The sequence below is a fragment of the Geodermatophilus dictyosporus genome, assembly GCF_900115505.1.
Taxonomy (GTDB): Bacteria; Actinomycetota; Actinomycetes; order Mycobacteriales; family Geodermatophilaceae; genus Geodermatophilus; species Geodermatophilus dictyosporus.
The window spans coordinates 731,918-758,483 of sequence record NZ_FOWQ01000002.1; the positions used below are offsets into that span (position 1 = coordinate 731,918).

27 protein-coding genes are annotated in these 26,566 nt (G+C 75.2%); 14 read left to right on the plus strand and 13 right to left on the minus strand.

All coding sequences use genetic code 11. From position 1 onward, the window contains the following. Positions 1–24: 24 nt before the first annotated feature. The 3 genes from BMZ33_RS07145 to BMZ33_RS07155 are packed head-to-tail and all read right to left on the minus strand — an operon-like array spanning position 25 to position 1,810. Positions 25–969 carry a hypothetical protein gene (locus tag BMZ33_RS07145; RefSeq protein ID WP_136697211.1) on the minus strand — a complete coding sequence of 315 codons (945 nt, stop codon included), beginning with the start codon at positions 967–969 and terminating at the stop codon, positions 25–27. Beyond that, a complete protein-coding gene (locus BMZ33_RS07150) occupies positions 966–1,193 on the minus strand; it encodes a hypothetical protein (RefSeq protein ID WP_091108813.1) in 228 nt (75 codons plus the stop codon). The genes BMZ33_RS07145 and BMZ33_RS07150 overlap by 4 nt, the downstream gene beginning before the upstream one ends. Beyond that, on the minus strand, positions 1,190–1,810 hold the full coding sequence (locus BMZ33_RS07155; protein WP_091108814.1) for a hypothetical protein: 621 nt from the start codon (positions 1,808–1,810) through the stop codon (positions 1,190–1,192). The genes BMZ33_RS07150 and BMZ33_RS07155 overlap by 4 nt, the downstream gene beginning before the upstream one ends. A 657-nt stretch (positions 1,811–2,467) precedes the next feature. Here BMZ33_RS07155 and BMZ33_RS07160 point away from each other — a divergent pair. From BMZ33_RS07160 to BMZ33_RS07165, 3 genes are all read left to right on the plus strand, one after another. Then, complete coding sequence (locus tag BMZ33_RS07160) at positions 2,468–3,592, plus strand: hypothetical protein (protein ID WP_136697212.1); 1,125 nt, start codon at positions 2,468–2,470, stop codon at positions 3,590–3,592. Positions 3,593–3,654: 62 nt separating this feature from the next. Next, positions 3,655–3,900, plus strand: a complete 246-nt coding sequence (locus tag BMZ33_RS23980; protein ID WP_136697213.1) for a hypothetical protein — start codon at positions 3,655–3,657, stop codon at positions 3,898–3,900. Then, positions 3,897–4,763 carry a decaprenyl-phosphate phosphoribosyltransferase gene (locus BMZ33_RS07165; protein WP_136697214.1) on the plus strand — a complete coding sequence of 289 codons (867 nt, stop codon included), beginning with the start codon at positions 3,897–3,899 and terminating at the stop codon, positions 4,761–4,763. Before BMZ33_RS23980 ends, BMZ33_RS07165 begins: the two co-directional genes overlap by 4 nt. Before the next feature lie 28 nt (positions 4,764–4,791). Here the strand turns inward: BMZ33_RS07165 and dprE2 are convergent, their stop codons facing one another. From dprE2 to BMZ33_RS07180, 3 genes are read right to left on the minus strand one after another with little or no spacing between them, the layout of a single operon-like run. Further along, the gene (dprE2, locus tag BMZ33_RS07170; protein WP_091108816.1) at positions 4,792–5,547 is read right to left on the minus strand and encodes a decaprenylphospho-beta-D-erythro-pentofuranosid-2-ulose 2-reductase; all 756 of its coding nucleotides are present in this window, start codon (positions 5,545–5,547) and stop codon (positions 4,792–4,794) included. Continuing rightward, the gene (dprE1, locus tag BMZ33_RS07175) at positions 5,544–6,884 is read right to left on the minus strand and encodes a decaprenylphosphoryl-beta-D-ribose oxidase (protein WP_169064004.1); all 1,341 of its coding nucleotides are present in this window, start codon (positions 6,882–6,884) and stop codon (positions 5,544–5,546) included. Before dprE1 ends, dprE2 begins: the two co-directional genes overlap by 4 nt. Positions 6,885–6,919: 35 nt before the next feature. Then, a complete protein-coding gene (locus tag BMZ33_RS07180) occupies positions 6,920–7,294 on the minus strand; it encodes a DUF2784 domain-containing protein (RefSeq protein ID WP_169064005.1) in 375 nt (124 codons plus the stop codon). 100 nt (positions 7,295–7,394) lie between these two features. Between BMZ33_RS07180 and BMZ33_RS07185 the strand changes: the two genes are divergently transcribed. Further along, complete coding sequence (locus BMZ33_RS07185; RefSeq protein WP_091108817.1) at positions 7,395–8,921, plus strand: hypothetical protein; 1,527 nt, start codon at positions 7,395–7,397, stop codon at positions 8,919–8,921. 33 nt (positions 8,922–8,954) lie between these two features. Here BMZ33_RS07185 and pgsA read toward each other — a convergent pair whose 3' ends face one another. Together pgsA and BMZ33_RS07195 are read right to left on the minus strand one after the other, a co-directional pair. Beyond that, on the minus strand, positions 8,955–9,545 hold the full coding sequence (gene pgsA, locus BMZ33_RS07190; RefSeq protein WP_169064006.1) for a CDP-diacylglycerol--glycerol-3-phosphate 3-phosphatidyltransferase: 591 nt from the start codon (positions 9,543–9,545) through the stop codon (positions 8,955–8,957). Then, positions 9,542–10,975 carry a BtaA family protein gene (locus BMZ33_RS07195; protein ID WP_091108819.1) on the minus strand — a complete coding sequence of 478 codons (1,434 nt, stop codon included), beginning with the start codon at positions 10,973–10,975 and terminating at the stop codon, positions 9,542–9,544. Before BMZ33_RS07195 ends, pgsA begins: the two co-directional genes overlap by 4 nt. A 165-nt stretch (positions 10,976–11,140) precedes the next feature. On the opposite strand from BMZ33_RS07195, the gene BMZ33_RS07200 reads away from it, so the two are divergent. Next, a complete protein-coding gene (locus tag BMZ33_RS07200; protein WP_091108820.1) occupies positions 11,141–12,256 on the plus strand; it encodes a phosphatase PAP2 family protein in 1,116 nt (371 codons plus the stop codon). A 77-nt stretch (positions 12,257–12,333) separates the two neighbouring features. Here BMZ33_RS07200 and BMZ33_RS07205 read toward each other — a convergent pair whose 3' ends face one another. Continuing rightward, positions 12,334–12,762 (minus strand): GtrA family protein, encoded by a 429-nt coding sequence (locus tag BMZ33_RS07205; RefSeq protein ID WP_169064007.1) that lies wholly within the window; start codon positions 12,760–12,762, stop codon positions 12,334–12,336. A gap of 230 nt (positions 12,763–12,992) precedes the next feature. On the opposite strand from BMZ33_RS07205, the gene BMZ33_RS07210 reads away from it, so the two are divergent. The 3 genes from BMZ33_RS07210 (at position 12,993) to zwf (ending at position 17,371) form a co-directional block, all read left to right on the plus strand. Beyond that, the gene (locus BMZ33_RS07210) at positions 12,993–14,075 is read left to right on the plus strand and encodes a hypothetical protein (protein ID WP_136697216.1); all 1,083 of its coding nucleotides are present in this window, start codon (positions 12,993–12,995) and stop codon (positions 14,073–14,075) included. Between the two features lie 321 nt (positions 14,076–14,396). Further along, on the plus strand, positions 14,397–15,659 hold the full coding sequence (locus tag BMZ33_RS07215) for a glycosyltransferase family 87 protein (protein WP_169064008.1): 1,263 nt from the start codon (positions 14,397–14,399) through the stop codon (positions 15,657–15,659). Positions 15,660–15,877: 218 nt separating this feature from the next. Then, on the plus strand, positions 15,878–17,371 hold the full coding sequence (gene zwf / locus BMZ33_RS07220) for a glucose-6-phosphate dehydrogenase (RefSeq protein ID WP_091108824.1): 1,494 nt from the start codon (positions 15,878–15,880) through the stop codon (positions 17,369–17,371). Here zwf and BMZ33_RS24655 read toward each other — a convergent pair. Continuing rightward, the gene (locus BMZ33_RS24655) at positions 17,334–18,020 is read right to left on the minus strand and encodes an alpha/beta fold hydrolase (RefSeq protein ID WP_136697217.1); all 687 of its coding nucleotides are present in this window, start codon (positions 18,018–18,020) and stop codon (positions 17,334–17,336) included. The genes zwf and BMZ33_RS24655 overlap by 38 nt on opposite strands. 125 nt (positions 18,021–18,145) lie before the next feature. Between BMZ33_RS24655 and BMZ33_RS07230 the strand changes: the two genes are divergently transcribed. Continuing rightward, a complete protein-coding gene (locus tag BMZ33_RS07230) occupies positions 18,146–18,472 on the plus strand; it encodes a GYD domain-containing protein (protein WP_091108826.1) in 327 nt (108 codons plus the stop codon). Between the two features lie 141 nt (positions 18,473–18,613). Here the strand turns inward: BMZ33_RS07230 and BMZ33_RS07235 are convergent, their stop codons facing one another. From BMZ33_RS07235 to BMZ33_RS07245, 3 genes are all read right to left on the minus strand, one after another. After that, positions 18,614–20,101: a serine/threonine-protein kinase gene (locus BMZ33_RS07235; RefSeq protein WP_091108827.1), complete on the minus strand. Its 1,488-nt coding sequence runs from the start codon at positions 20,099–20,101 to the stop codon at positions 18,614–18,616. Between the two features lie 90 nt (positions 20,102–20,191). After that, positions 20,192–21,040, minus strand: a complete 849-nt coding sequence (locus BMZ33_RS07240) for a DUF1684 domain-containing protein (protein WP_091108828.1) — start codon at positions 21,038–21,040, stop codon at positions 20,192–20,194. Between the two features lie 79 nt (positions 21,041–21,119). After that, positions 21,120–21,650 carry a gamma carbonic anhydrase family protein gene (locus BMZ33_RS07245; protein WP_091108829.1) on the minus strand — a complete coding sequence of 177 codons (531 nt, stop codon included), beginning with the start codon at positions 21,648–21,650 and terminating at the stop codon, positions 21,120–21,122. Positions 21,651–21,807: 157 nt separating this feature from the next. Between BMZ33_RS07245 and BMZ33_RS07250 the strand changes: the two genes are divergently transcribed. From BMZ33_RS07250 to BMZ33_RS07275, 5 genes are all read left to right on the plus strand, one after another. Next, positions 21,808–22,854, plus strand: coding sequence for an NAD(P)-dependent alcohol dehydrogenase (locus BMZ33_RS07250; protein WP_091108830.1), 1,047 nt, complete (start codon positions 21,808–21,810; stop codon positions 22,852–22,854). A 490-nt stretch (positions 22,855–23,344) separates the two neighbouring features. Further along, positions 23,345–23,755 carry an ArsR/SmtB family transcription factor gene (locus BMZ33_RS07255; protein ID WP_091108831.1) on the plus strand — a complete coding sequence of 137 codons (411 nt, stop codon included), beginning with the start codon at positions 23,345–23,347 and terminating at the stop codon, positions 23,753–23,755. Further along, on the plus strand, positions 23,752–24,516 hold the full coding sequence (locus BMZ33_RS07260) for a cation diffusion facilitator family transporter (protein WP_091108832.1): 765 nt from the start codon (positions 23,752–23,754) through the stop codon (positions 24,514–24,516). The genes BMZ33_RS07255 and BMZ33_RS07260 overlap by 4 nt, the downstream gene beginning before the upstream one ends. Beyond that, entirely contained in the window at positions 24,513–25,136 is a 624-nt protein-coding gene (locus BMZ33_RS07265; protein ID WP_091108833.1) for a methyltransferase family protein, read from the plus strand. The genes BMZ33_RS07260 and BMZ33_RS07265 overlap by 4 nt, the downstream gene beginning before the upstream one ends. Before the next feature lie 954 nt (positions 25,137–26,090). Further along, positions 26,091–26,566: IS110 family transposase (locus tag BMZ33_RS07275; RefSeq protein WP_136697219.1), on the plus strand; the 476-nt coding region annotated here is incomplete at its 3' end.

The following is a 26,566-nucleotide window of genomic DNA, read 5'->3' on the forward strand; positions in this document are numbered from 1 at the left end:
CCGCTCAGGCCGCGCGGGCCGGCGTCACGCCCCGGCGTGGACGACGCAGCCGCTGGCCGCCCCGCCGAGGGCGTCGACGGCGAACCCGCGCACCCGCAGCACGTCGGCGAGGGCCGCGTTGACGACCTGCTGGACGTCGACGTCGGCGTCGGCGCCGTGCACCTGCTCGACGCTCATCCGGTCGTGCTGCCGCCAGCCGACCACCACACCGCCCAGGCCCGGCTCGACCGAGACGCAGACCCCGCCGTGGGCGCCGCGCGGGCCGGTGGCGTCCCACAGCGGCAGGCCGGTCTCGGCGAGCGCGGCGGTGACCTCGACCAGCAGGGTGACCAGCGGGTCGTCGTCGTCGACGTCGGCGTCCCACTCCTCGGGCAGCCGGTCGAGCTGCTCGCCCAGGTGGGTCAGCCACGCGGAGTCCTGTGCGGAGACCCGCCGGACCACCGTGCCGTCGGCGCGCAGGGTGCCGTGGACGGCGCGGGCGGACCCGTCGAGCCCGGCGACCAGCGCGGTGCACAGGGCGTCGGTGCGGGCGTCGAACGGCCCGGCGACCGCGTGGTGCCCCGGCCGGTCCTCCGACCCGTCGACCAGCCACCACGCCGTCGCGCCCTCGGCGCCGGCGACGCGCCGGCCGGCCGGGTGGGCGGCCACGCCCACGGCGGTCCGGCCCGCGGGACGCACCTCGGCACCGAGGTCGGCCCGCAGCTCGCCACCGCCGGCCGGCCCGGCGCCCGTGCCGCCGGGAGCCGCCGGGCCGGCGGGGGCCGGCAGACCCGCGTCGCCCACGGGGCCCGGACCGGAGGCGGGCCGGGCGACCGCGGCCGGCCGCACGGCGTTGCGCTCGAACTCGTAGCGGGCCGTCGAGCTGCGGCCCAGGACGACGACGAGCCCGGCCATGAGCAGGAAGCCGGCGACGGCGACCACCGGCCACACGACCAGCTCGACGAGGCCCACCGGCACCACCGGGGTCACCACGCGCACCAGGAGCGCTGCGGGCCGGCACCCCAGTCGGCGGCCCGGTGCACCCAGGTCCGCACCCGGCCGAGCGGGTCGGCGGGGCGGCGGTCGGGTGCCGGCGGGTCACCGGCGGGGTCGAGGCCGAGCAGGTCGAGCAGGTCGGCCAGGCCCAGGCCGTCCTCGGCCGGGGCGGCCGGGCGACGCGCCAGGAGGGAGGGGGTGGCGCCCACGGCGGTCACGCCCCGCAGCGGACGACGCAGCCGCCGGCCACGCCGCCCAGGGTCTCGACGTCGAAGCCCCGCACCAGCAGGACGTCGCCCAGCGCGCAGTTCATGACCCGCTGCACGACGGCGTCGGTCTCGGCGCCGTGCACCTGGTCGACGCTCATCCGGTCGTGCTGGCGCCAGCTCACCACGACGCCGTCCAGCGCGGGCTCCACGGCCGGGCAGGCCCCGCCCAGGGCGGCCCCGGCGCCGGACGCGTCCCACAGCGGCAGGCCGGACTCGGCGAGTGCCGCGGTCACCTCGACCAGGAGCGTCGTCAGGGGGTCGTCCTCGGCCAGGACGCCGGCCCGGTCCTCGGGCAGCCGGTCGAGCTGGTCGCCGAGGTGCGCCAGCCACGCCAGGTCCTCCGGCGAGGGCCGGCGGTGCAGGCCGCCGTCGGCGCGGCGCACGCCGTACACCGGCCGCACCGGCTCGTCGTCGTCGCCGCGCACGGCGGCGGCCCAGCCGGCGCCGGAGCGGTCGGGGAAGGGGCCGGCGACGAGGCGGTCGGGGCCCTCCTGGCCCTCGACCACCAGCCACCAGCCCAGGCGCACCTCGTTGTCGAGGCGCAGTCCACTGCTGCGGAGTGCCACGTGATCCACCGTTCATCCCGTCCTTGGGGCCGCCGCAGGGGAAGTGCGGCGGCGCCCGCCACCGCCGGTGAGGGCGGCGCGAGTGAGGGAAGTGTGGGGTCCGGCGGGGGCCGGGGGACGCGTCCCGGCACACGCTGGTACGGCACGTGTTCGTATCGTTGTGCAGCCGCTCCGCCGGGCCGCTGACCCGCCTCCGGAAACACCCACATGTCGACCAGTTCGACCCGGTCCGAGCGTGGAGGTGTGCCGAGGAGTGCTGCTGACCTGGAACGACCCGCGCCGCGACGGCGTGCCGCGAGCAGCTCGCGCGGGCCCCGCTCCCACCGGCGCGCCCGTCCCGCCGGGGCCGGCGCCCCGCGCCAGGCGACCGGGCGGAGGACTCCGTGCGCCACCGGTCGTCACCCGCCGACGGGCCGCCACGGTGGCCCCGCCATACGCTGCGCCTGCCCGGATCCACCCCTGCAGACGCCGAAGGAGTCACCTCGTGTCAGGCCTCCGTGCCCGCACCGGTGCACGCCGCGCTCCCGGAGCGACGGCCCGGGTACCGACGTCCGGCGGGCGGGCCGACGGATGGTGACCGTCACCCGGCTCGCTCGCACGGTGGAGGTGCGGCTACCGGCGGGCGTGGCACGGGCCGGAGCCACCGTCAGACGCCGGGTGCGACTCGTCGCCGCGCTGCTCCCGCCGGTCGCCCGGGGTGCCCCCACCCGGCCGGTGAGCGAGTACAAGGCACCCTGCTACTGGCTCGACTACCGCTGCGGGTTCGTGCGCCGCGGGCTGCCGGGCGAGGTCCTGAGACGAGTCGCCGGGGGACCACCCACCCACCACGACGTGGAGCGGGCGGCGGCCGCCCTGGCGCGCGCGTCGGCCCTGTCGATCGTGCCCGTGGCGGTGGAGGTGGCCCTCCGCGCGCCGGAGAGGCTCCCGCGCGCGGTGGCGGCCGGGCTCCTCGTCTCCTCCCCGCTGACGTGCAGCCTCGCCCTGGGCGACGTGGGTCGGTACGACGCCGTCGGTGTGCTGGCGCTGGCCCTGCTGTCGACCGGCCGGGTGGTCTGGCTCCGGCTGCCGCTGCCGGTGAGCGCCGCCCTGCTCGCCGGGACCGTCGCCGGTGCCGTGGCCAGTGAGGAGTTCCTGCTCGCCGTGCTGGCGCCGACGGCCGTCGCCGCCGTCAGCCGTCTCGCCCGCGAGCGGCAGGCGAGCCGGACCGCGCGGCGGTGGCTCCTCGGGGGCGTCCTCGCGCCCGGCGCCCTCGTGGCCGGCGCCAGTCTCCTCGTGCCGGCGCCACGGGGGGCCGTCGCCGCCGCGCGGGCGCAGGCGGCCCGGGCCGGGGTGGGACCGCCCGGGGCCCTGGGGGACGCGCTGAGCGCGCTGGAGCGCGGCTACGTCGAGAACCTCGCCTTCTTCCGGCTGTTCCGGCCCGCCGCGGTGGGGCTGTCGTGGGGACTGTGGGCCGGGTGCCACCTCCTCACCGCGGGCGTGCTCGGGAGGCTGCTCGGCGCGGGGGCCGACGGCCGGCACCGCCGGGCGGCCACCGTCCACGCCCTCGTCGCCACCGTCCTGTCCACGGCGGGGGTCGACTTCCGCCGCTGGTGGGGGCTGGCGCTCACGGGTCTGCTCGCCACCCTCGTCCTCCTGGACCCACCACGACCTGCCGAGCCGGTGTCCCGAACGGCGATCGTCGCCGCGCTGGCAACGGCGGCCGCCGGTGTCGCCCTCCGGGACGTCAGCGTCCACCCGTGGGGCGCCCCCCGCGTCGACCGGGCCCTGCCGGTGCGGACGTGAGGTCCGCGGACGGCTCGGGAGGCGACCGTCGCACGTCCCGGGAGAGGCGGAGGGTGCTCGCCGTGCAGCGACGGACCATCGGCCCCAGGACCCGCCCGGCAGCCACGCTGCTCAGCCGAGCGGGAGAGCACGCCGCCGCCTGGGTCGTGATCGGCCTCGTCGGTGCGGCACTGGACGCCCGGCGCCGGCGCCGGCGGGGCGAGGCGGTCCTGGGCGTGCACCTCCCCTCCGACGTCCTGTCGGGCACGGCGCTCGGCGGTGCCGTGGCCGCCCCGACACGGATCAGCCGCCGGACGGACGCACGGTGAGCCCGCTCGCTGCCCTGGGACGGACGGCGCGGCCGCACCAGTGGACCAAGAACGTCCTCGTCCTCGCGCCGCTGCTCCCCGGCGGCCAGTTGCTGAGCTGGTCGGCCGTGGCCGGAGCGGGGATCGCCTTCGTCTCCTTCTGCCTCGCCGCATCGGGCGTCTACGTCCTCAACGACGTCCTCGACGCCGAGGCCGACCGCGCGCATCCCGTCAAGCGGGGACGGCCGGTCGCGTCCGGTGACCTCTCGCCGCGCACGGCAGTCGCCTCCGCGGTGCTCTTCCTGGTGGCGGCCCTGCTCATGGCGGTGGCCGCGCGGCCCGAACTGGTCCTCGTCGTCGCCGTCTACGAGGCCATCCAGGTCGCCTACTGCCTGGGGATGAAGCACGAGCCGGTGCTCGAGCTGGCGAGTGTCGCCAGCGGGTTCCTGCTCCGCGCGCTGGCGGGTGGCGTGGCCGGGGGCATCCCGCTGTCGCAGTGGTTCCTCATGACCGCGGCCTTCGGGTCGCTGTTCATGGCGGCCGGCAAACGCTACGCCGAGAGCCGGCTCGGCGAGCGCACGGGGATGCCCGTGCGCCGGGTGGTCGAGCGGTACACCTCCAGTTACCTGCGGTTCGTGTGGACGCTGTCGGGCACCGCCGTGGTGGTGACCTACTCACTGTGGGCGTTCGAGGTCGGTCAGCGCACGAACTCGACGTGGCCCGTGGCCTCCCTCGTCCCGTTCGTGCTGGCGATCCTGCGGTTCGCCATCGACGTCGACGCGGGTGTCGCCGAGGCGCCGGACCGGATGGTGGTCCGGGACCGCGTCCTGTTCCTGCTCGGCGGGGTCTGGGTCGCGACCCTGGCGGCGGCCGTCTACACCTGAGCGGCCTCGTCAGCCGGCTGACGAGGCGTCAGACGGGGAGCCGCCGGAACAGCGGGGACGGCAACGACCGCAACACGACCATCACCAGCCGCAGCACGGCGGGTGCGTAGACCACGTCCCGGTGCGCCCGCCAGGCCCTGACGACCACCCGGGCGACGGCGTCCTGGTCGACGGCGAGCGGGGCGGCCGGCAACCCCTCGGTCATCCTGGTCCGCACGAACCCGGGCCGGGCGACGAGCACCGAGACCCCCGCCGGCCGGAGCGCCTCCCGCAGGCCGGTGTAGAAGTCGTCCATGCCGGCCTTGGTCGCCCCGTAGACGAAGTTGGACCGTCGCGGACGCTGCCCCGCGACGCTGCTCAGCGCGATGATCCCCCCTCGTCCCTGGGCGGACAGGTGCCGGGCCAGCTCGACCCCGACCGAGACCGAAGCCGTGAAGTTCACCTGTGTCAGGCGTACCGCCGCCTCGTGGTCCTGCCACGCCCGTTCCTGGTCCCCGAGCACCCCGAAGGCCACGACGGCGACGTCGACGTCCCCGTCGGCGAAGGCCCGCTCGAGCACCTGCGGGTGGGACGCGGGGTCCTCCGCGTCGAACGGCAGCACGGTGACGTCGTGGCCGGCGGCGCGCAACCCGCTTCCGGCGGCGTCGAGCCGCGGGCCCGGCCGCCCGGCGAGCACGGCGTGGACCGGGCGCCCCCCGGCCAGCTCGCGCAGCACCGCGAGCCCGATCTCCGACGTGCCACCGAGCAGCAGGACCCGCTGGACGTTCCCCACCGCGTCGATCACAGGTCCAGCCTCCTGGCCAGGTCGGAACGGAAGTGGCGGTGCGGGTCCACCCTGTCACGCACGGCCCGGAACTCCGCCACCCGCGGGTACATGGCGTGCACCGTCCGGGCCGTGGCCCGCGAGTCCTTGGCGAGGTAGAGCCGCCCGCCGGCGTCCAGGACGCTGCGGTCCAGGTCGTCCAGCAGCTCCCCGAGGCCACCGCCCACGGGGATGTCGAGGGCGAGCGTCCAGCCCGGCGCGGGGAAGGACAGCGGTCCCGGGTTGCCCGTGCCGAAGCGCTTGAGGACGGCGAGGAAGGAGGCGGTGCCGGCGTCCGACAGCCGCCGCACGACGTCCCGCAACGCCTGTTCCTCGCCGAAGGGCACCACGAACTGGTACTGCAGGAAGCCACGCGGCCCGTAGATCCTGTTCCAGTCCTCGACAGCGTCCAGCGGGTGGAAGAACTGGCCGAGGCCCTGGACGTCCCGGCGGACCCGGCGCGGCGCCTTGCGGAACCACAGCTCGTTGAAGGCGCGCACCGTCAGGCCGTTGAGCAGGCGGGGCGGGCAGACGTCGGGGACGGTCAACCGGGTGCTGGGCCGGAACACCAGCGGTGCTCGCTGCAGGGACCGCGGGAGCTCCGCCACGCGCGCCGAGCGTCCACGGGTGATGACCGACCGGCCCAGCGCGCTCCCGCGCGCGAGGCAGTCGATCCACGCCACCGAGTGCGGATAGCGGTGGTCGTCGGCCTCCAGGCGGGCCATGAGGTCGTCCAGGTCGCGTGCCCGCTCGGTGTCGACGACGTAGTGAGCGCTCTCCACGTGGGACATCCGGAGCAGCACGCGCAGGACGAGCCCCGTGAGGCCCATGCCCCCGGCCGTCGCCCAGAACAGCTGCGGGTCCGACTCCCGTGAGACGGAGCGGACCACGCCATCGGCGGTCAGCAGGTCGAGCGACTCGACGTGGTCGCAGAAGCTCCCCGCGGCGTGGTGGTTCTTGCCGTGGATGTCGGCGGCGACGGCCCCACCCACGGTGACCTGACGCGTACCGGGTGACACCGGGACCATCAGGCCCAGGGGGAGCAGGTGCTGCATCAGGTGGTCCAGCGAGGCGCCGGCCTCGACGAGCACCCGTCCGCTGGGGACGTCGACCGACAGGACCCGGGAGCGCGACGTCATGTCGAGCACGGCCCCGCCGCCGTTCTGGGCGGGGTCGCCGTAGGAACGGCCGAGGCCGCGCGCGATGACCCCGCGGACCGGAGCGCCGGCCACTGCCTCGGCCAGCTGGTCGTCCTCGCCCGCGGCCCGGACGACGGCCACGGAGGGCGCGGTCCGTCCCCACCCCGCGAGCGCCGTCACCAGGACAGCGTAGTGAGACGGCGGGGACCCGCCGGTCAGGGGACGGGGGACCGCCGCCGCCAGCGCGTCAGCACGACGGCGTAGGACAGGAGGGCGATGCCCGTCGCGACCAGCCAGGCCGCCCTCTCGTACTCGGCCGGGTAGAGGACGTCGTGCAGGTAGTGCGCGATGAAGCTCCCCTCGTACGGCACCCGGCCGCCGACCTCGAGCAGCCACTTCTCCAGGGTGGTGAGGGGGCAGGTGAAGCCGGCCAGCGTCACGTAGGCCGAGTAGAGGGTCGTCGCGATGCTCGGCCACAGCCAGGCAAGTCTGCGCAGCGCCAGGAACCCGCCGAACACGATGTAGGCCAGGAAGCCCAGGTGCCCCACGGCGACCAGCACCGCGGCCACCACAGCCAGCCCGCTCGCCACGTGGCGAGCATAGGACTCGGGCGACCTGCCGCACCGGGACTGCCGCGACCGGGCGGTGGGCGGGGCGGTGCGGCGCGGCGGTCCGCGGTTGGATGGGGCCGTGGCCTCGCCTGCGGTCCGGGACGTCGAGCCCGCCCCCTCCCCCCGGCGCTCCACCCGGCGGTTCCTCGTCCCGCTGTGCCTGGCCGTGGTGCTCGCCCGCGCGACGTACGTGCTCAGGCCGCTGCGGAACGACGAGGGCGGCTACCTGCTGGCGGCCCGGCAGTGGCACACCGGCGGCGAGTTCCTGTACGGCGACTACTTCGTCGACCGCCCGCCGCTGCTCATGCTGGTCTTCAGGATCGCCGCGCTCACCGAGTGGGACCAGGCGATCCGCGTCCTCGCCATCCCGTTCGTCCTCCTGTTCGTCCTCGCCGGCTGGCGTGCCGGCACGCTGCTGGCCGGCCCGGCCGGCGGGCGGTGGGCCGCCGTGGTGGCCGCCGGGATCACGTGCTCCCCGGCGCTGGCGGCGGAGCAGGCGGACGGCGAGCTGTTCGGGGCCGCACTGGTGATGGTGGCACTCGCGCTGGCCCTGTCCGCGTGGCACGCCGACTCCGCCCCCCACCGGTTCGGGTGGGCCGTCGCCGCCGGCGCGGTCGCCGCGGCCGCACCGCTGGTCAAGCAGAACCTGCTGGAGGGCCTGCTCCTGCTCGCCGGCCTGGTGGTGTCCGGGTGGTGGGGTCGGGGCGCGGACCGCCGCCGCGCCCTCCTCGTCGGAGGGGGGAGCCTCCTGGGCGCGCTGTTCCCCTGTGCGCTGTCCTGGCTGTGGCTGAGGGCCGCCCGGATCGAACCGGCCGACGCGTGGCACGACCTCGTCGGTTCGCGTGGTGTCGCGTTCGACGTCCTCTGGTCGACCGGTCCCGACGACTCGCTCCGCAGGGTGGGGCTGCTGCTGGTCCTGGGCACGGTCACGGGCCTCCTGCCGATCGTGGCCACCTGGCTGCTCACCGCGCGCCGCGGCCCGCGGCAGGGGTCGGCCGAGGGGAGGGTCCTCACCCTGCTCCTCGTGTGCGGGGTCGTGGGCATCGCGTCGGGTGGCGCCTACTGGCCTCCCTACCTGCTGCAGCTCGCGCCGGCGGCCGTCCTCGCCGCGGGTGCGCTGGCTCCGTCGACCTCCCGCCCCGGCGCCTGGATGCGGGGCTGCTGCCGGCTGGTGGCCGCCGCTGCCGTCGTCGGCACCCTGGTCTCGGGCGCGGTCTACGCCACCGTCCCGTCGGCCTGGTCCAGCCAGCGGACCGGCGAGTGGCTGGCCGACTCGAAGGCGGTGGGCGACACGGGGTTCGTGGCGTACGGGCTCCCCTCCGTCCTGGAGACCGCGGACGTGCCGTCGCCCTACCCCCACCTGTGGAGCGCGGCGATGCGCACGCTCGACCCCGACCAGACCCGCCTGCGGGCCACCCTGGCCGGGCCCGGTGCGCCGTCGTGGGTCGTCCAGGTCAACGGCCTGAACGCGTGGGGCATCGACGAGGACTCGCGGCTGCGGGACCTGCTGCACCAGCGCTACCGGGTCGTCGCCGAGGTCTGCGGCCACCCGGTGTGGCTGCGCCAGGACCTGACCCGGGAACTCGCGCCACCCCCGCCCTGCTGACGACCCGGAGGCCGCCCACCACCGTGCCGACGGTCAGCCGGGCGCGTGCGGCGGGGAGACGGCCGGCGGCTGCAGGGCCGGCCGCCGGGCCCGCGTCAGCGCCGCCGCCTTGGCGCCGTAGTCCAGCCCGGTGAGCACCGTCCAGGCGACGGTCAGCACGACCACGGCGGTCAGCACCGCCGTCCACTCCGGCGCCGCGAGCGCCAGCACGATCATCGTCGTCTGTGCTGCCGTCTTCAGCTTGCCGCCGCGGCTCGCCGGGATGACGCCGTGCTGCAGCACGGTGAGCCGGAGGACCGTGACCGCCACCTCGCGCGCGAGGACCACCACGGTCGCCCACCAGGGGACGAGGTCGCGAGCGGACAGGCAGACCAGCGCCGTGGCGACCAGCGCCTTGTCGGCGATCGGGTCGACCAGGGCGCCGAAGTCCGTGCACTGGCCCCACCGGCGTGCCAGCCAGCCGTCCGCGAGGTCGGTGAGCGACGCGGCCGCGAACAGGGCGAGGGCGACCCACCGGCCCCCGGGCGTGTCCCCCGCGACGGCGAGGACCGCGCCGAGGAAGGGAACCGCGAGCAGGCGCAGTCCGGTGAGGGCGTTGGGGAGCGTCCACATCCCGCGGGTCACCGCTGGAAGACCATGAGGTGGTACCCGCAGGAGGCGCGGGGTCCGGTGGCCACGTGCGCGAGGCGGTACGCCGACGTGGCCGGGTGTTCGTGGATCGCCTGCTCGGTCGGGTAGTAGCCGACGAACCGCTCGCTGTCCCGGCTGGCGAGCACCAGGACGTCGGGAGCGCGGTCGTGCACGAGGTCCGCGCGCTCCCGGAACGGCAGCCGGCCCGTCTCCTGGATCAGCGACTCGTTGAGGAAGAAGTTGTCGACCACGGACCGCCCCTCGGCACGGGCCGGCACGAGGCCCGCGTCGGAGATGGCGAAGGAGGTGTCCGGCGGGGTCGTCCGCAGCCAGTCGAGCGCCGACTCCCGGGCACCGACCCGGCAGTCCGTGTAGCGCTCCTGCCAGGCGGCCACGCTCCGGACGTCGCCCGGGGGCAGCGCCAGGACGAGGAGTCCTGCGACGGCGGCCCCGAGGACCGGCACCAGGCCCCGGCCGCGATGCCCGGCGAGTGCCTGGAGTCCGGCACCGATCGCGACCGCCGCCAGCAGCGCGACGAGCGGCCACACCGGCATGAAGAAGCGGCTGTAGGCGTTCGCGCTGTCCAGCGTGCCGATCGACCCCAGCCCGTAGAGGACGGGCGGGACCGCGAGCAGCCGCGCCCGGCCCCTGAGGACGACGGCACCCACCACGGCCAGCAGCGTGGGCAGAAGCGCCTGCTGGAGGAACTTCTCCAGGACCGTGAGCGCGTCGCCCGCGCCGGACTTGTAGACGACGGAGTTGGGGAGCAGGTGCCCGTAGATGCCCAGCCGGGCGACCTCGAGCACGACCTGCGAGCAGACCGGGACGCCGCCCAGCACCAGGACCCGCCGCAGCGCACGCCGGCGGGTCGCCGCCCGGAACAGGCCCGGGACCTCGCCGACCGCCACCACGGCCGCCGCCACGGCGAGTCCCTCCGGGCGCAGCCAGGGCAGCACGGCGAACGCCGCGGCGGCACGGAGGACCCTCCCGCCGTCCCGCCGGGCGACCTCGAGCGTGCCCACGGTGACGGCGAAGGCCACCAGGAGCGTCTCGAGACCGCCGACGGCCCACAGGGCGAAGGGCGCGCTGCAGGCGGTGAGCACCGAGGCGATCCGGGCCGCGGACTCCCCCACGACCGGGCGTCCGGCGACGTAGACGGCCACCACGCAGGCGAGGCCGCCGACCACGCCGAGCACGCGGGCCGCCGCGGGAGCGGACCCGCCGGCCCAGGAGACGAGCGCTTCGACGGCGACGAGGAGCGGGTTGCTGAAGCCCTCGACCCGCGGGCCGCCCGGGTTCCAGACGAACCCCTCGCCGGCCGCGAGGTTCTCCGCGTAGCGCACCGAGATCCAGGCGTCGTCGGTGAGGAACCCGCGGAACAGCCAGCAGAGCGCGAGGTGGACGACCGCGGACAGGCCCACCACGACCCACCCGGAGCCCGGCCACGCCCAGCGGCGACGCCCGTGACGAGACGACGGCGTCTCGACCGGTAGGCTGATCGTCCCCACAGCGCTCCGTTCCGGGTGGCCTGGACGGCGGATTCGGACGACGACGTGTGCTGGCCGACGACCCAGAGAAGATAGCCGCCCATGGATGAACCCGCCGCCCGTAGGCCTCGCGACCAGCACTCCTACGGGATGGCCGTGGGCGTCGCCCTCGTCACGGGTGCCGTGGCCGCCGTCTGCGCCGTGCTGCTCGGCCTGCCGCTGCGCGACCCGGACGGGTTCCTCGGCCCGACCTACGTGCGCCTGCCGTTGATCGCTGCGCTGCTGCTCGCGCTCGACGTGCTCCCCCGCGCCGTGCTCGGCGCGCGGTCCCCGAGGAGGCTGGCCGGGGAGACCGTCCGTGTCGCCCGCGAGCGGTGGCCCTGGCGCCGGCTCCGTCCGGTCCTGATCGGGCTCGCGGCCTTCTACGTCACGTACGTGGCCTACCGGAACCTCAAGCACTACCTGCCGCTGCTCCGGCCCGGCCTCGTCGACGACGAGCTGGCGGAGACCGACCTGGCGCTCACGGGAGGCGTCGCGCCCGCCGAGGTGCTGCACGACCTGCTCGGCACCGGTGTCGCCGCGCACGTCCTGTCGTGGGTGTACCTGGCGTTCCTGGTGTTCGTGCCGGCTTCCCTGGGGCTCGCCCTCGTCCGGAGGGGGCGGGCCGGGGAGGCCAGCTGGTACGTCACGGCGCTGTGCCTCAACTGGGCGCTCGGTACCGCCAGCTACTACGTCCTGCCGTCGAGGGGCCCCATCTACGCGCAGCCGGAGCTGTTCTGGGACCTCCCCGAGACCGGCACGTCGCAGCTCCAGGACAGCCTGCTGCTGTCGCGGCTGATCGTCCTCGGCGACCCCCAGGGCACCGAGCGGCTCAACAGCATCGCCGCCTTCGCGTCACTGCACGTGTCGATCATCTTCACCGCTGCGCTCATCGCCCAGCTGACGCTCCGGTCGGTCGTGGTGCGCGCGGGCCTGTGGGTCTTCTTCCTCCTGACCGTGACGGCGACGATCTACTTCGGCTGGCACTACCTCCTCGACGACGTCGCCGGACTGGCGATCGGCGCGATCTCGGTCCTGCTCGCCGCGTGGAGCACCGGCCAGCTGCGGGGACGGCGGCAGCCGGCGCCCGTGCCACAGGGCAGCGCCGAGGCGCCCGGGACGGTCGGACCGCGGCGTCGCTCCCGGCGTCGTCCGCAGACGTCCCCGTCCACGTCCTGACGCCGGTGGCGGTCGCCCCCGACCCCGCGCGCCGGGGTCAGGTCGCGGGCTGTTCTGAGAGCACGTGAGCCGGTGGCTCAGAACACGTAACGCCGGTAGGTCAGGAAGCGGAAGAGGCTGCCGAGCACCAGGCCGACGATGTTGGCCGCGACGTTGTCGGCGACCGGGCTCCTGAGGTCGAGCACGTAGCGGGAGACCGCGAGACAGACGAGCGAGATCAGCAGGGCGACGGCGCTGAGCCCCATGTACAGCGTGTACTCCCGGGCGAGCCGGCCACGGGGGCGGTCCCGGTAGGTCCAGAACCGGTTGCCGACGTAGGCGACGGTGGTACCCGCGACGGTGGAGAGCGTCTTGGCGACGAGGGGCTGGTCGTCCAGCAGGCCGTCCCCACCCAGGTGCACGAGCACGTTGTAGGCCCCGACGTCGACGACCAGGCCGATCGCGCCCGCCGCCAGGAAGCCCGAGGCCTCCCGCCCGAGGGCTCGACCGCGCTCTCGCAGCGCCACCGTCCGCGGGCTCACTCCGCCGGCCGGTCCGGTCCGGCCACCACGGACGCCGGGACCGCCTCGGGGGTCGTCCGCAGCGGCGCCGTCGGCGAGTGCCCGCGCGTCCGCGTCCTGACGGACGCAGGTGAGGGGTGGGGCGGAGAGGGCTGCACCACCGGCTGCGCTCGAACCCAGGCCACCGGGCGATGGTACTGGTGTCGGTCCAGGTCAGCCGGTCGAGAATGGACCGCATGGGTGCCGCACCGCCGTTCGCACTGACGACGACACGGCTCCGGGCCGACCTCGTCGAGCGCCTCGGCGTGCGGCTGCGGAGGGTCGCGCTCGACGGCGTCCTCGCCGACCTCGACCGCGCCGGCGAGTGGTGCCCCGTCCCGGGCAGGGCCGCAGGTGGGGGCTTCACCTGGGACGACGTCGACCGGGACGACCCCAGGTGGTGGCCGCAGGGAGTGGCGAGCACCCGGTCCGGCGCCGTGCTGCTGGTGAGCTGGTACGCCAGACGGGACCGCCTGCTCCGCACCCCGGGCTCGCGGATCTCGGTCGTCGACCGGACGCACCCGGAGGGTCCCCGGTACCGGCACGTCCTGCTGGTCGTGCCGCGCCGGGCCCTCGGGACCGTGGTCATGGGCACCGTCCCCGTCCACGCCGGGGGCATCGCCGTCCACGGTGACCTCCTCCTGGTCGCCGACACGCTCTTCGGGGTCCGGGTCTTCCGCCTCGGGGACGTCATGGCCGTTCCTCGGCGCCCCACCGGCGCGGGAGGCGACGCGTCGCGCGGCAGGGCCGGCGTGCCGTGGCGCTCCGCCCTCGGCGGCTTCGGTGCTCGGGGGTGTGATCACGTGCTCCCCCAGCTCATGGCGTTCCGTGTCCCGCTGTCCGCGGGTCGCCGTCGGCTGCGTCACTCGTTCCTGTCCGTCGGGGAGGTGGAGGGTCGAGGGAACCTCGTCGTCGGGGAGTACCGCCGGAAGGACGACCGGCCGCCCCGGCTCGCGCGCTATCCCCTGGACCCCCGAACCGGCCTCCCGGAGGTGGACGACCAGGGGTGGTGCGTCCCCCTCGAGGTCTACGGGGACCAGCCGCGCCGCATGCAGGGAGTGGCCGTGCACGGGTCCACGTGGTTCGCCACGGCGAGCACGGGCGAGGGGTCGGCCGGGGACCTGTACAGCGGCGCGCCGGGCGCATGGCGCCGCCACCGCGGGGTGCTGCCGCCCGGTCCGGAGGACCTCGACTGGTCACGTCCCGGCGAGGAGCTCTGGGGTGTCTCCGAGTGGCCCGGGCGCCGGTGGGTCTTCCCCGTCGCGACGGACCGCTGGTAGCAGCCGCCCGGTCCGCTTGGAGACCTCGGGCGTTCCGGAGCGGGTTCACCGAGGAGCTTCTGGGCAACCCCCGTCCTGGCCCGCGCTGGTGCTGGGCCTGCTGTTCGGGCTGGGGGGAGGCAGCGATGAGGCGGACCACCCGGGCTGCGGCGGCCTGTACGTCGGTGTCGGCCTCCGCCGGAGAGGTGCGGGAGCGAGGAGCGAGCCTGCCGCCGTGCCACCGACCCGGCGGCGGATCGGTGTCCCGGGTCCGCACCGTCGAGCGCGCTGCGCACGTGACGCGGCCCCGGTGCCGTCGTGGACACCGGAGGACCACGTCCCGTGCCTGACCACTCCCGGGGCCTGCAGCGGGTGGCGTGGACGCGGGCGGCCCGTGCGGTGCTGTGGCCGCTGGCCGTCGGCTCCCTGCTGCACCTGGCGGTGCGCTCGGCCACCGGGACCGCCTCGGACCTGGCGATCCTGTGGCGCAGCGGCGCCAGCCTGGCCGCCGGCGGACCGCTGTACGACCCCGGCCTGGAGTTCATCTACCCGCCGCTGGCCGGCTGGCTCGTCGCGCCGCTGGGCCTGTTGCCGTTCCGCGGCGCGGTCCTCGTCGTCGTGGTCGTCGGCCTGGCCGCCACGGTCGCCGCGACGGTGCTGCTGCTGCGGTTGGTCGGCGTCCGTGCGACGTCGCCCGTCCTGCCGGGGGTGCTGCTGGTGCTCGCCCACAGCCGGCCGCTGATCGGGTTGTTGGACCAGGGCAACGTCGACACCGTCCTGCTGCTCGCCGAGTCCGGCATCATCGCCCTGCTCCTGGCGCGCCGGGACCTCGCAGCCGGGGCGCTCCTCGGCGCCGCGTGCGCGGTCAAGCCCACCCTGGCCCCGGTGGTGCTGGCCCTCGTCCTCCTGGGGCGGGGGCGGGCCCTGCTCGCAGCCGCCGTCAGCGGAGGAGTGCTCACCGCGGTCGGGTTGCTGACGGTGCCGGACCGCGCCACGTTCTTCACCGGCGTCCTACCGCTGCTGGCGGGCGGCAACCGGACCGAGCTGGCCCCGTTCAACCGCTCCCTCCACGGTGCAGCCGTGGAACTCGGCCTGCCGCCCGCGCTCGACCTGGCGCTGAGGGCAGCCGCGTTCGGCCTGGCCTGCTGGGTGGCCTGGCGCCGGCGGTCCGGCCCGGAGGCCCCCGTGGAGGTGGTGCCGCTGCTCGTGCTGGGGACGCTGCTCGCGTCGTCCTTCTCCTGGGCCAACTACAGCATCTACCTGCTGCCGCTCCTGGTGACCGCGGCTCGGCGGGGTAGCCTGGTGTGCGCCTGGCCGGCGTGGGCGGGGGTCTACCTCTTCGCGACCGACGACGCCTGGCACGTCGAGGGCCTGACCGGCCTGCCCGACACGCTGCTGCGCCTACTGCCGCTCGGGGGGTGGCTGCTGCTGCTCGGCGCCTGCACCGTGGCTGCGCACAGCACCCGAACGGCCGCGCCGGGCCGGCACCCCGTGCCCGAGTCGGACAGGGATCGGGCCGGGGCGCGCACTGCGCGAACCCCTTCCCGTACCAACGCTCCCCGTGCGGGAGTCGAGGACGTGTCCGTCGGCGACCCCCGAGGATGACCGGCATCCACCGTGGGGACCGACCAGGACGCGCGGAGCGGGCAGGCGGCCTGCGCCACCTGCTGCCGTCACCCGTGAAGGCGCGCTCCGACCACCGTGTGTCGGGCGCGTCGCCGGTCGTGGCACGCTGGCGGGACGCGCCGTGGCCGGAGTAGAAACGGCACCCTGCCGGAGGGCCGGAACGCCCGACCCGGCCCTGCGGAAGGCGGCGCGGCGGCATGGTGAACGCGGAACAGGAGCGCCGGGCACCGGCGGGGGTCCTCGTCATCTTCGGCGCCTCGGGTGACCTCACCGCCCGCAAGCTGCTGCCGGCGCTCGAGCAGCTGGCCGACCAGGGCGCGCTGACGCCGGAGGTCGCGCTGGTCGGGGTGGCCCGGACGCCGATGTCCGACGGCGAGTTCCGCGACTACTGCCGGCAGCGGGCCCCGGGCGACGGCGGCGCGCGGTGGCGCGAGCTCACCGACACCGCCCGCTACGTCGCCGGGGACTACGACGACCCGGCCACCTACGCCCGGCTGGCCGAGGTGCTCGAGGAGTGCGACCGCGACCGCGGCACCGCCGGCAACCGCGTCTACTACTTCTCCACCCCGCCGCGGCTGTTCGGCCCGATCGCGCTCAGCCTGGGCAAGGCAGGACTGAGCCGCCCCGGCGACGGCGAGTCGGTGCGGGCCGTCATCGAGAAGCCGTTCGGCTGGGACGAGGACAGCGCGCGGGCGCTCTACGCCGACCTGACCACGGCCTTCAGCGAGGAGCAGATCTTCCGGATCGACCACTACCTCGCCAAGGAGACGGTGCAGAACCTGCTGGCGCTGCGCTTCGCCAACTCGATCTTCGAGCCGATCTGGAACCGCACGTGGGTCGACAACGTGCAGATCACCGTCGCCGAGACCATCGGCGTGGGCGACCGGGGCGGCTTCTACGAGACGACCGGCGCGATGCGCGACATCGTGCAGAACCACGTGCTGCAGGTGCTCTCGCTGTTCCTCATGGAGCCGCCGACGTCGTTCCACCCCGAGGCCATCCGCGACGAGAAGGTCAAGCTGCTGCGCGCGATCCGGCCGCTGGACGAGGAGGCCGAGATCGCCGCCAACGCCGTCCGCGGCCAGTACACCCGCGGCGGCACGCGCGAGGACCTCATGGCCGGCTACCGGGAGGAGTCCGGCGTCGACCCGCTCAGCGCCACCGAGACCTTCGTGGCGATGCGGCTGGACATCGACAACTGGCGCTGGACCGGCGTGCCCGTGTACGTGCGCACCGGCAAGCGGCTGCCCGCGCGGGTCACCGAGGTGGCGATGCAGTTCCGCCAGCCGCCGCAGCTGCCGCTGTTCCCGGGGCCGTCGACCGAGTCGGAGCCCGACGCGCTCGTCGTCCGCGTGCAGCCCGACGAGGGGCTGAGCCTGCGCTTCGGCGCCAAGGTGCCCGGCCACGCGTTCCGGGTGCAGAAGGCGTCGATGGACTTCTCCTACAGCAGCTTCACCGAGCAGTCCCCCGACGCCTACGAGCGGGTCATCCTCGACGCGCTCGTCGGGGACCCGACGCTGTTCATCCGGGCCGACGAGGTGGGCCGGTCCTGGCGGATCGTCGACCCGGTGCTGCGGTTCTGGGCCCAGGACGACCGGCCGATCCCGCTGTACCAGGCGGCCACCTGGGGCCCGCCCGAGGCGACCACCCTGGTCACCCGCGACGGCCGGAGCTGGCGGCAGTCGTCCTGACCCGGGGGTCGCCGCTCAGCGGCGCAGGTGGGCGGCGACCACCGGTGCGAGCACGTCCGGCGGCACGACGTGGCCGTGCCCCTCGACCACGTCCAGGCGTCCCCCGGGTAGGAGCTGCGCCAGCCGCCGGCCCACCTCGCGCACGAACGGGGGGCTCTCGCCGCCGACCAGGACGACGCCGGGCCGGGTGACCCGGGCCGCGACGTCCTCCGGCACCGCGCCGCGCCGCGTCGCGCGAGGGCCGGTCGTCGGGCGAGTAGGGCGGGTCGTGCAGGACGAACCCGTCCACGGGCAGCCCGGCCGCGACGGCGTGCAGCACCAGGCCGGCACCGGAGGAGTGCCCGTAGAGGTGGGCCGGGCCGCCGAGACGGTCGATCAGTGCGGCGATGTCCTCGACCTCCCGGTCGATCGCGTACGGGAGCGTGTCGCCACTGTCCCCGCGACCGCGCCGGTCGTGGTCGACGGTGGTGGAGTACCTGCCGAGCGCCTGGTCGGTGGGACGCATCAGAGCGCGGTCGCACGTGGCACCACAGACGGTGATCTGCAGCGGGCCGGCGCCGGAGACCTCGTAGGCGATGGAGGTGCCGTCAGCGGAGGTGACCGTCTCGTGCGTCATGCAGATGAGACCGGCGCGCGGGACGCGGGTCATCGGACGCGACGACCTCGGGACGAGCACCGACACCCACGCCGCGCTCAGCGGACCTCACGGCCCCCTCGTCAGGGCTAGCGTCTACGTCCCTCGGAACGCACCCGAGCGGACAAGGGGGCCGGACGATGCCGCTCTACCTGACCAGGTTCAGCTACACGCCGGAGACGTGGGCCAGGCTGCTCGACAACCCGGAGGACCGCCGGCAGGCAGCCCAGACCTACATCGAGTCGGTCGGCGGGCGACTCCACGGGTTCTGGTACGCCTTCGGGCCGCACGACGGCTACACCCTCTGGGAGGCGCCCGACAACGTGTCCATGGCCGCGGTCGCCTTGGCGATCACGGCCGGCGGCGCGCTGAGCCCCCTGGAGACGACGGTCCTGATGAGCGTCGAGGAGACGATGGAGGCCATGGGGAGGGCGCAGCAGGTGCGGTACCGGCCGCCCGGGGCGTGACGGCGTCCGGAGGCCGTGACCCAGCGGTCGGGCGCACGTGCCCTCGCGGATCACGACCTCCGTCCGACACGGCCCGCGATGACGCTGCACCCGTGCGGCCGCCGGGGACACGGAGTGGCGTCGTGACCCGCGGGCGGCGACCTAGTCGTCCTCGTCGTCGTCGTCCCTGCCGCTGACGCCGAGGGCGGCGCGCACGTCGCCGAGGGCGGCCGCGAGCTGGACGGCGCCGTCGGCGGTCAGGCGCTCGTCGCGCTGCAGCTCCTCGAGCCGCTGCTCGAGCTCGCCGGCCTTCTCGCCGGCCTTCTCCGCGTCCCCGCGGGCCACCGCCTCTTCGATGTCGGCGACGCGGCGGTCGACGTCCCGGAGCCCCCGCTCGGTCAGCGCGCCGGAGGAGGTGGCGCCGTCGACGGTCGCGCGCAGGCCCGCGAGGGCCGTCTGCACCGGGTCGGCGGCGGGCTGCGGCACGGGCGCGGGCGCGGGCGCGGGGGCCGGCGTGGGCGACGGGGTGGGGGCCGCCGTGGTGGTCGGGGCGACCGACGGCGCCGGTGCCGGGGCCGGGGTGCTGGCCACCGCGGTGGTCGGTGCCGCGGTGGCCGACGTCGACGCCGGTGCCCCGGTCGACGTCGCCGGGTCCGCCCCCCAGCCGGCCCACAGGGCACCGGCCACGGCCAGCACCGCGACGCCCCCGCCGAGGGCGGCGAGCAGGCGCACCGGCCGGCGCCGCGGGCCGTCGTCGGCCGGGTGCCCCGGTGCGGTGGCCGCGGGGAGGGGCAGCACCAGCGTCGGGGAGCTCCCGCGGTCGGGTGCGGCGGCGAGGACACCGGCGAGGGCGCCGGCGACCTGCGCGGCGGACGGCCGGGCGGCGGGGTCCTTGTCGAGCAGCCGGGTCAGCAGGCGGTCCAGCGCGGCGGGCGTGTCCGGTCGCAGCGACGCCGCGGACGGCGCCACGGCGTGCAGGTGCTGGGCGAGGACCGCGGCACCGTCGGCGTCGAAGGGCGGGCGGCCGGTGAGCAGGGTGAACAGGGTCGCCCCGAGGCCGTAGAGGTCGGCCGCCGGCCCGGCCGGCTCACCCGCGATGACCTCCGGCGCCAGGAACGGCATGCTGCCCATGACCAGCCCGGTGCCGGTGAGCGAGGTGCCGCCGGCGCGGTCGGTGAGCCGGGCGATGCCGAGGTCCAGCAGCAGGCACGACCCGTCGGCGGCGAGCATGAGGTTGGCCGGCTTCACGTCCCGGTGCACGATGCCGGCGCCGTGCGCGGCGGCCAGCGCCTCGGCGACCTGGCGGCCGTGGCGGGCGACGTCGTCCACCGGCAGCGGCCCGTCGCGGTTGACCAGGGTGAGCAGGTCGGGGCCGGGGAGCAGGGGCATCACCAGCCAGGCCGCGCTCGCGTCGACGCCGAAGTCGAAGACGGTGACGACGAACGGGTGCTCGAGCGCGGCCAGCACCTGCGCCTCACGGCGGAAGCGGGCCATCCCGGCGTCGTCGGCCACGGCCAGGTCGAGCACCTTGACCGCGACGCGGCGGCCGAGGACGGCGTCGGTGGCCGCGTGGACGGTGCCCATGCCACCGCGTCCGAGCACGCTGTCGAGGCGGTACCGCCCGCCCAGCGTCCGCCCGTCCACCCGCACCCCCGTCGTCCCCGGTCCGTCCTGCGGCTCCGAGCATGCCTGCTCCGGACGGCGGGACGCCGGACGCAGCGCCGGTGCGGGCCGGTCGCGTCAGACCTCCAGGACCGCTCCCCTGTCGGTCGGCCGGCCCACGCCGCGGCCCAGCGGGGTCTTCTCGCCGGCCTCGACGGCCAGCGGCAGCCGGTTCTCGGCCGGGGGCGTCGGGCAGGTGGCCAGGTCGGTGTAGGCGCAGGGCAGGTTGGCCGCCCGGTTGAGGTCGACGAGCACCGAGCCGTCGGCGTCCGGCGGGGGCAGCTGCAGCGAGCGGAAGGGGTAGGTGGTGCGGCCGGAGGTCTCGTCGGAGAAGAGCACCGACAGCGCCCCGGGGGTGTGGCCGGGGAAGGCGGTCAGCGACAGCTGCCGGCCCTCCAACTCGAACTCGATCCGCCCGGGGGCGTCGTAGACGTGCTGCACGCCCTCGAGGACCCCGGGGACCGGCGTCGGGCGCGGCGCGTCGAAGGGGACGAACCGCCCCGGGACCGCCCAGCGGGGGTCGGCGGGGTAGGCCGGGGTGCCCGGGTACCCCAGGCGCAGCGGCGACCGCGGGTCGCGCAGCCGGACGACGTAGCGGCCGCCGCGCTCGGCGACCTCGACGGCGGCGTCACCGGCGGTGGTCAGCACGCTCTCGCGCAGGCCGAGGTGCCCGAAGACGTGCTCGCCGGTGACCGGCTCCCCGTGGACGACGAGTTCCTCGCCCTCGGCCAGGGTGACGACGACCCCCTGCTCGCCGGCCGACCACAGACCCGGCGCACCGGGCACCCCGGTGGGCTGCTCGTCGAGCCAGACCAGCGCGGTGACCGCGAGGAAGCCGTGCGGGGCGGCGAGGACGGCCTCCTTCTGCCGGTGCCACTCCTCCCACTCGCGGGCGAAGGCCTCGGTCCCCGGGACGGTGGCGGTCATCGTGTACCTCCGGTCAGGTCGTCGGACGGCGGATCCTGCCGGGGACAACCGGCGCGACGGCCGCCCTCTTCCGGCCGGGTCAGACCTGGTCGAGCCGCTGCACGCCGGCCGCGTGCCGGCGGGCGAGCTCCTGGTAGACCGACGGGTTGCCGTCGACCCACACCGCGGCGCCCTCCGACAGCGGGCCGCGCACGCGCGCCGGGGCGCCGACCGCGAGCACCTCGTCGGGCACCTCCATGCCCGGCGGCACGAGGCTGCCGGCGCCGACGAGTGCCCGGCGGCCGATGCGGGCGCCGTCCTGCACGGTCGAGCCGTTGCCGACCAGCGCCTCGGCGCCGATGACGCACCCGTGGACGACGCAGACGTGCCCGATGGTGGCGCCGGGCCCGACCTCGGTGACCGGGTCCTCGCCGCCGTGCAGCACGGAGTTGTCCTGCACGTTCGCCCCGGCCCGGACGACGATCCGGCCGAAGTCGGCGCGCAGCACCGCGCCGTACCAGATCGACGCGCCGGCCTCGACGACGACGTCACCCACCAGCGTCGCGGTCGGCGCCACCCACGCGTCGGGGTGGACCTGCGGCGATCGGCCTTCGAAGGAGAAGAGCGGCACGACCCGGCAGCGTAGGCACGCCGTCACGAGCACCCGGACCCGGCAGCGCGGGACCAGCGGGACGGGACGACGACCGCGGGCCCCGGGCGGCGTCCGTAGCGTGGGCCCCTGGCGGAGCGGTCCTCCCGACGTTCCCCGACGCCCGCAGGAGGAGCCCGTGCCCACCACCGTCAAGGCCTACGCCGCCACGTCCGCCACGGAGCCGTTGGTGCCGACGACGATCGAGCGCCGGGACGTCGGCCCGCACGACGTCCGCATCGACATCCGGTACTGCGGGGTCTGCCACTCCGACATCCACACCGCCCGCGGCGAGTGGGGTGCGATGAACTACCCGATCGTCCTCGGCCACGAGATCGCCGGGGTGGTCGCCGAGGTCGGCGCGGAGGTGACCCGGTTCCGGGTCGGTGACCGCGTCGGCGTCGGCTGCCTGGTCGACTCCTGCCGCGAGTGCCGGTACTGCCGGCGCGGTGACGAGCAGTTCTGCGCCGAGGGCTACGTCGAGACCTACTCGGGCACCGGCCGCGACGGCCGGCCCACCCAGGGCGGCTACGCCGAGGCCATCGTCGTCACCGAGGACTTCGTCCTGCGCATCCCCGACCCGATCGCGCTCGACGTCGCCGCGCCGCTGCTGTGCGCCGGCATCACCGTCTACTCACCGCTGCGCCACTGGGGGGCCGGTCCCGGCACGAGGGTGGCCGTCGTCGGGCTCGGCGGACTGGGCCACATGGCGGTCCAGCTGGCCGCCGCCATGGGGGCCGAGGTCACCGTGCTGTCGCAGTCGCTGAAGAAGCAGGAGGACGGCCTGCGCCTGGGCGCCGCCCACTACGCCGCCACCAGCGACCCGGACGCGTTCACCCGCCTGGCCGCCTCGTTCGACCTCGTCGTCAACACGGTCAGCGCGTCGGTCGACGTCGACCGCTACCTGTCCCTGCTGGCCGTGGACGGCACGATGGTCAACGTCGGCATCCCGGAGCACCCGGTGTCGCTGGACGTGTTCTCGCTGCTCATGCGGCGCGTCTCGTACGCCGCCTCGAACATCGGCGGCATCCGCGAGACCCAGGAGATGCTGGACTTCTGCGCCGAGCACGGCATCGCCGCGCTGGTCGAGACCATCGGCGCGGAGCAGATCAACGAGGCCTACGAGCGGGTCGTGGCCTCCGACGTGCGCTACCGCTTCGTGGTCGACACGTCCACGCTCGCCTGACGCGCCGCGAGCCGGACCGCTGAGCGACGGCGAGAGCGTCGTCCGGCACGGTGGGCCCCGTGGGGATCGAACCCACAACCCGCGGATCAAAAGTCCCCCCCGAGACGCTGTTCTGACCAGCTTCGCGTCACTCACCTGGCTTCTGAGCTGCACATATGCCGTTGGTCGGCGTTGGCGATCGAGGGCAGGAAACGGTGATTCTGTGGGCGCCGTGTGGGCGTGCTCTGGGCGCGGCAGCCCGTCCGCCGCCCGCTGATCACGCCTCATGGCGTCGCTCATCGTTGGTCCGTGCCGACTGTCGAGGAAGAGCAACCGCCGTGCAGGGCCGCATGGGGACTCCAGGTCTACTGATCGCGACGGTCGACCCGCTGTGACGCCCACTGCGGTTACAGATGACGTCGGGACGAGCCGCTCCTTCGGCCGCCACTCGTAGGGAGGCGCGGCTGACGCCCGTTGCTACGGGAACACCGATGATCGCTATCATCGACGGATGGCGATCAATCAGGTGGACGTCGAAGCTGTCGGCCCCCAGGGCGCAGCTCGGACGGTCGGCGACGCGGAGGTCGACGAGGGCGCCGCCCTCTCGGCGGCGGCATGCCTGTTCCGCAGCCTCGGAGACCCAACGAGGTTGTCGATCATCCGGCACCTGCTGCTCGGCGAACACCGCGTGGTGGACCTGACCGCTCACCTAGGTCTGGCGCAGTCCTCGGTGAGCGCCGCGCTTGCCTGCCTGAAGGACTGCGGCGTGGCGACCTCCCGCCCTCAGGGTCGGGCCTCGATGTGGTCGCTGACCGCCCCTGAGCAAGTCTTGGAGGTCCTCGCTGCGGCCGAGCGCCTGCTCGCCGCCACCGGCGACGCCGTCGTCCTGTGCCCGACCTACGGCGAGGCGGCGCACCGGTGAGCTCCACCCACACCCATGCGGCACCGACCGCCGTCGAGCGGGCGCGCCTCGGCCGTCGGGCCCAGCTGCTCGCCGGCGCCAGCGTCACCTACAACGCCATCGAGGCGGTCATCGCCATCTCCGCGGGCCTGGTCGCTGGCTCGGTGGCCCTCGTCGGCTTCGGGCTGGACTCCGTCATCGAGGTGTCCAGCGGCCTGATCATCCTGTGGCAGTTCCGCCACCGGCTGCCCGAGAGCCGGGAACAACAGGCGCTGCAGCTCATGGCGTTCTCCTTCTTCACCCTCGCCGCCTACATCACCTTCGAGTCGGTCCGCGCCCTGATCACCGGCAGCGACCCGGACTCCTCACCGGTCGGCATCGGCCTGGCCGTCGCCTCGCTGGTCATCATGCCGTTCCTGTCGTGGGCGCAACGCCGCACCGGCAGGGCCCTGGGCAGCAACGCCGTCGTCGCCGACTCCACCCAGACGCTGCTGTGCACCTACCTCAGCGCGGTCCTGCTGGCGGGCCTGCTGCTCAACGCCACGTTTGGCTGGAGCTGGGCCGACCCGGTCGCCGGGCTGGTCATCGCCGCCGTGGCCGTGCGTGAGGGTCTTGAGGCCTGGCGCGGCGAGGGATGCTGCGCTCCGAGCCGGCCGGGCGCCAACGGGCAGGGGGACGCCGACGGCTGCGGCTGTGGTGAGGGCTGGACCGACGCCTGCTGCTCACCGGCGCCGGCGGGTCCGCAGACGCTGACCATCACACCCGGGAAGCAGTTGCAATGACCACCGCCGCGCTCGTGCTGTACGTCGTCGCCCTGGTGGTGCTGTTCGGCGTGCGGTCGTGGGTGCAGTACCGCCGCACCGGGTCCACCGGCTTCCGCGGCATCTCCGGCACTCCCGCCCAGCTGGAGTGGTGGGGTGGCGTGCTGTTCGTCGTGGCGATAGTCGCGGGCCTGGCGGGGCCGCTGCTGGCCGTCGCCGGCGTCACGCCGATCGATCCGCCGACCGGCCTGCAGGTCGCCGGGCTGGTGCTGGCGCTGGCCGGGTTCGCCGCGACGCTGGCCGCGCAGACCGGTATGGGCGCCTCGTGGCGGATCGGTGTCGACCAGGCCGAACGCACCGAGCTGGTCACCACTGGGGCGTTCGCCCACGCGCGCAACCCGATCTTCACCGCCCTGGTCGCCGCCCAGGCCGGAGTCGTGCTGATGGTCCCCAGCTGGGTCAGCGTTGCGGCACTGATCGCGCTGGTCACCGCAGTGCAGCTGCAGGTGAGGGCCGCCGAGGAGCCGTATCTACTGGCGATCCACGGCGCCGAGTACGCCGCCTACGCCGTGCGTACCGGGCGATTCGTGCCCGGCATCGGTCGCCTGCCTGAGTCGGCGGCCCCGAAGCTCCTCCGGTGAGTGGCGGTCACGCGCACGGCCACAGCCACGATGCGGGTGGCGCGGTGGGTGACCGCCGCGGCTGGCGATCTCGCTTCCCTGACCGCCACAGTGCTGGTCGTGCCGGTGGTCGGTGCGCTGCTGTCGGGGTCGCGCGCTGCTGGCCGACGCCGCACACGCCGGCACCGACGCCGCCGACCTGGCCGTCGGCTGACCACAGCCTCCCTTGCGCTGCGCCCGGCCAGTCCTCGGCGCCGGGATACCGGCGCACGGAATGGCTCGGCGCGACGCTGCGGCGGCGCTGCTGCCATCGGCGTACTGGTCGCCTTCGAGGCGGTCGGCCAGCTGCTTGAGTCGGCAGAGACGGAGGTCTCCGCGACGCCGGTGCTGGCGCTCGGCGCGATCGGCCTAGCCGTCAATGCACGGGCGTCGCGGTGCTCACTCGCGGCGGGCGCAGCGCCAACGTGGACATGCGGGCGGTGCTGCTGGAGGTGGTCGACGACGCCCTGGGGTCGGTCACAGCGCTCTTTGCCGCACTCTCGTCCCGCGCACGATCGAGCGGCTGCGGCGGACGGTGGCGGTACTGATGGAGAGCACTCCGCCAGGCCTGGACCTGCTCGACACCATCCGCCGGCACCTGGAGGTGAAAGACGACCGGATCGTCGCGGGACACGACTTAGCTCGAGCACTGCAGGACCCGGAGATCAAGAGGGACACACCTCATGCACCTGCGGTACGAAGAGACGCCCCGTCGCCGAGCGGGGTGCTCGCGGGCGTCACCGGCGAGGCTCGACGTCTTGCTGCCCGTCGTGATCGTGTGTGGCCTTCGCAGTGAGTGCCCGCCGGTGACGCCTGCCGATGTCCTGGGCGGTTGACGCCTGATAGGAGCGTGGGCCGCGGCGGCCCGCAGGTGCGTGCGCTCCCGCCCGGGACCTCGGCGGTCGCGAGCACGGAGTCGACGCGAGAGGAGTCGGCGTGCTCGCCGGCATCGACACGCACAAAGACACCCTGGCCGTGGCCGTCATCGACGATCGCGGCCGCCCGGTGGCGGTCACCGAGCTGGCCAACACCGAGACCGGCTTCGACGCCCTCGAGGAGCTGCTGAGGCGCCACCAGGTGGCGCGGGTGGGCATCGAGGGCTCGGGCAACTACGGCCGCGGCGCCGCGGTGCGCCTGGTGCTCACCGGCGGGCTGGAGGTGGTCGAGGTACCATCCAGCCTGACCTCCCGCGAGCGCACCGCCCGCCCGGCCCGAGGCAAGACCGATCCGGGCGATGCGGTCGCCATCGCCCGGATCACCGCCCGCGAACCGGGCCTGCCCCCGGTGCGCCTGCCCATCGGGCAGGCCGCGGACCTGCGGGCGTTGTGTGACTACCGGACCCAGTTGGTGGCCGAGCGCACCGCGCTGGCCAGCCGCACCCACGCCGAGCTGCACGGCCTGCACCCCGGCTA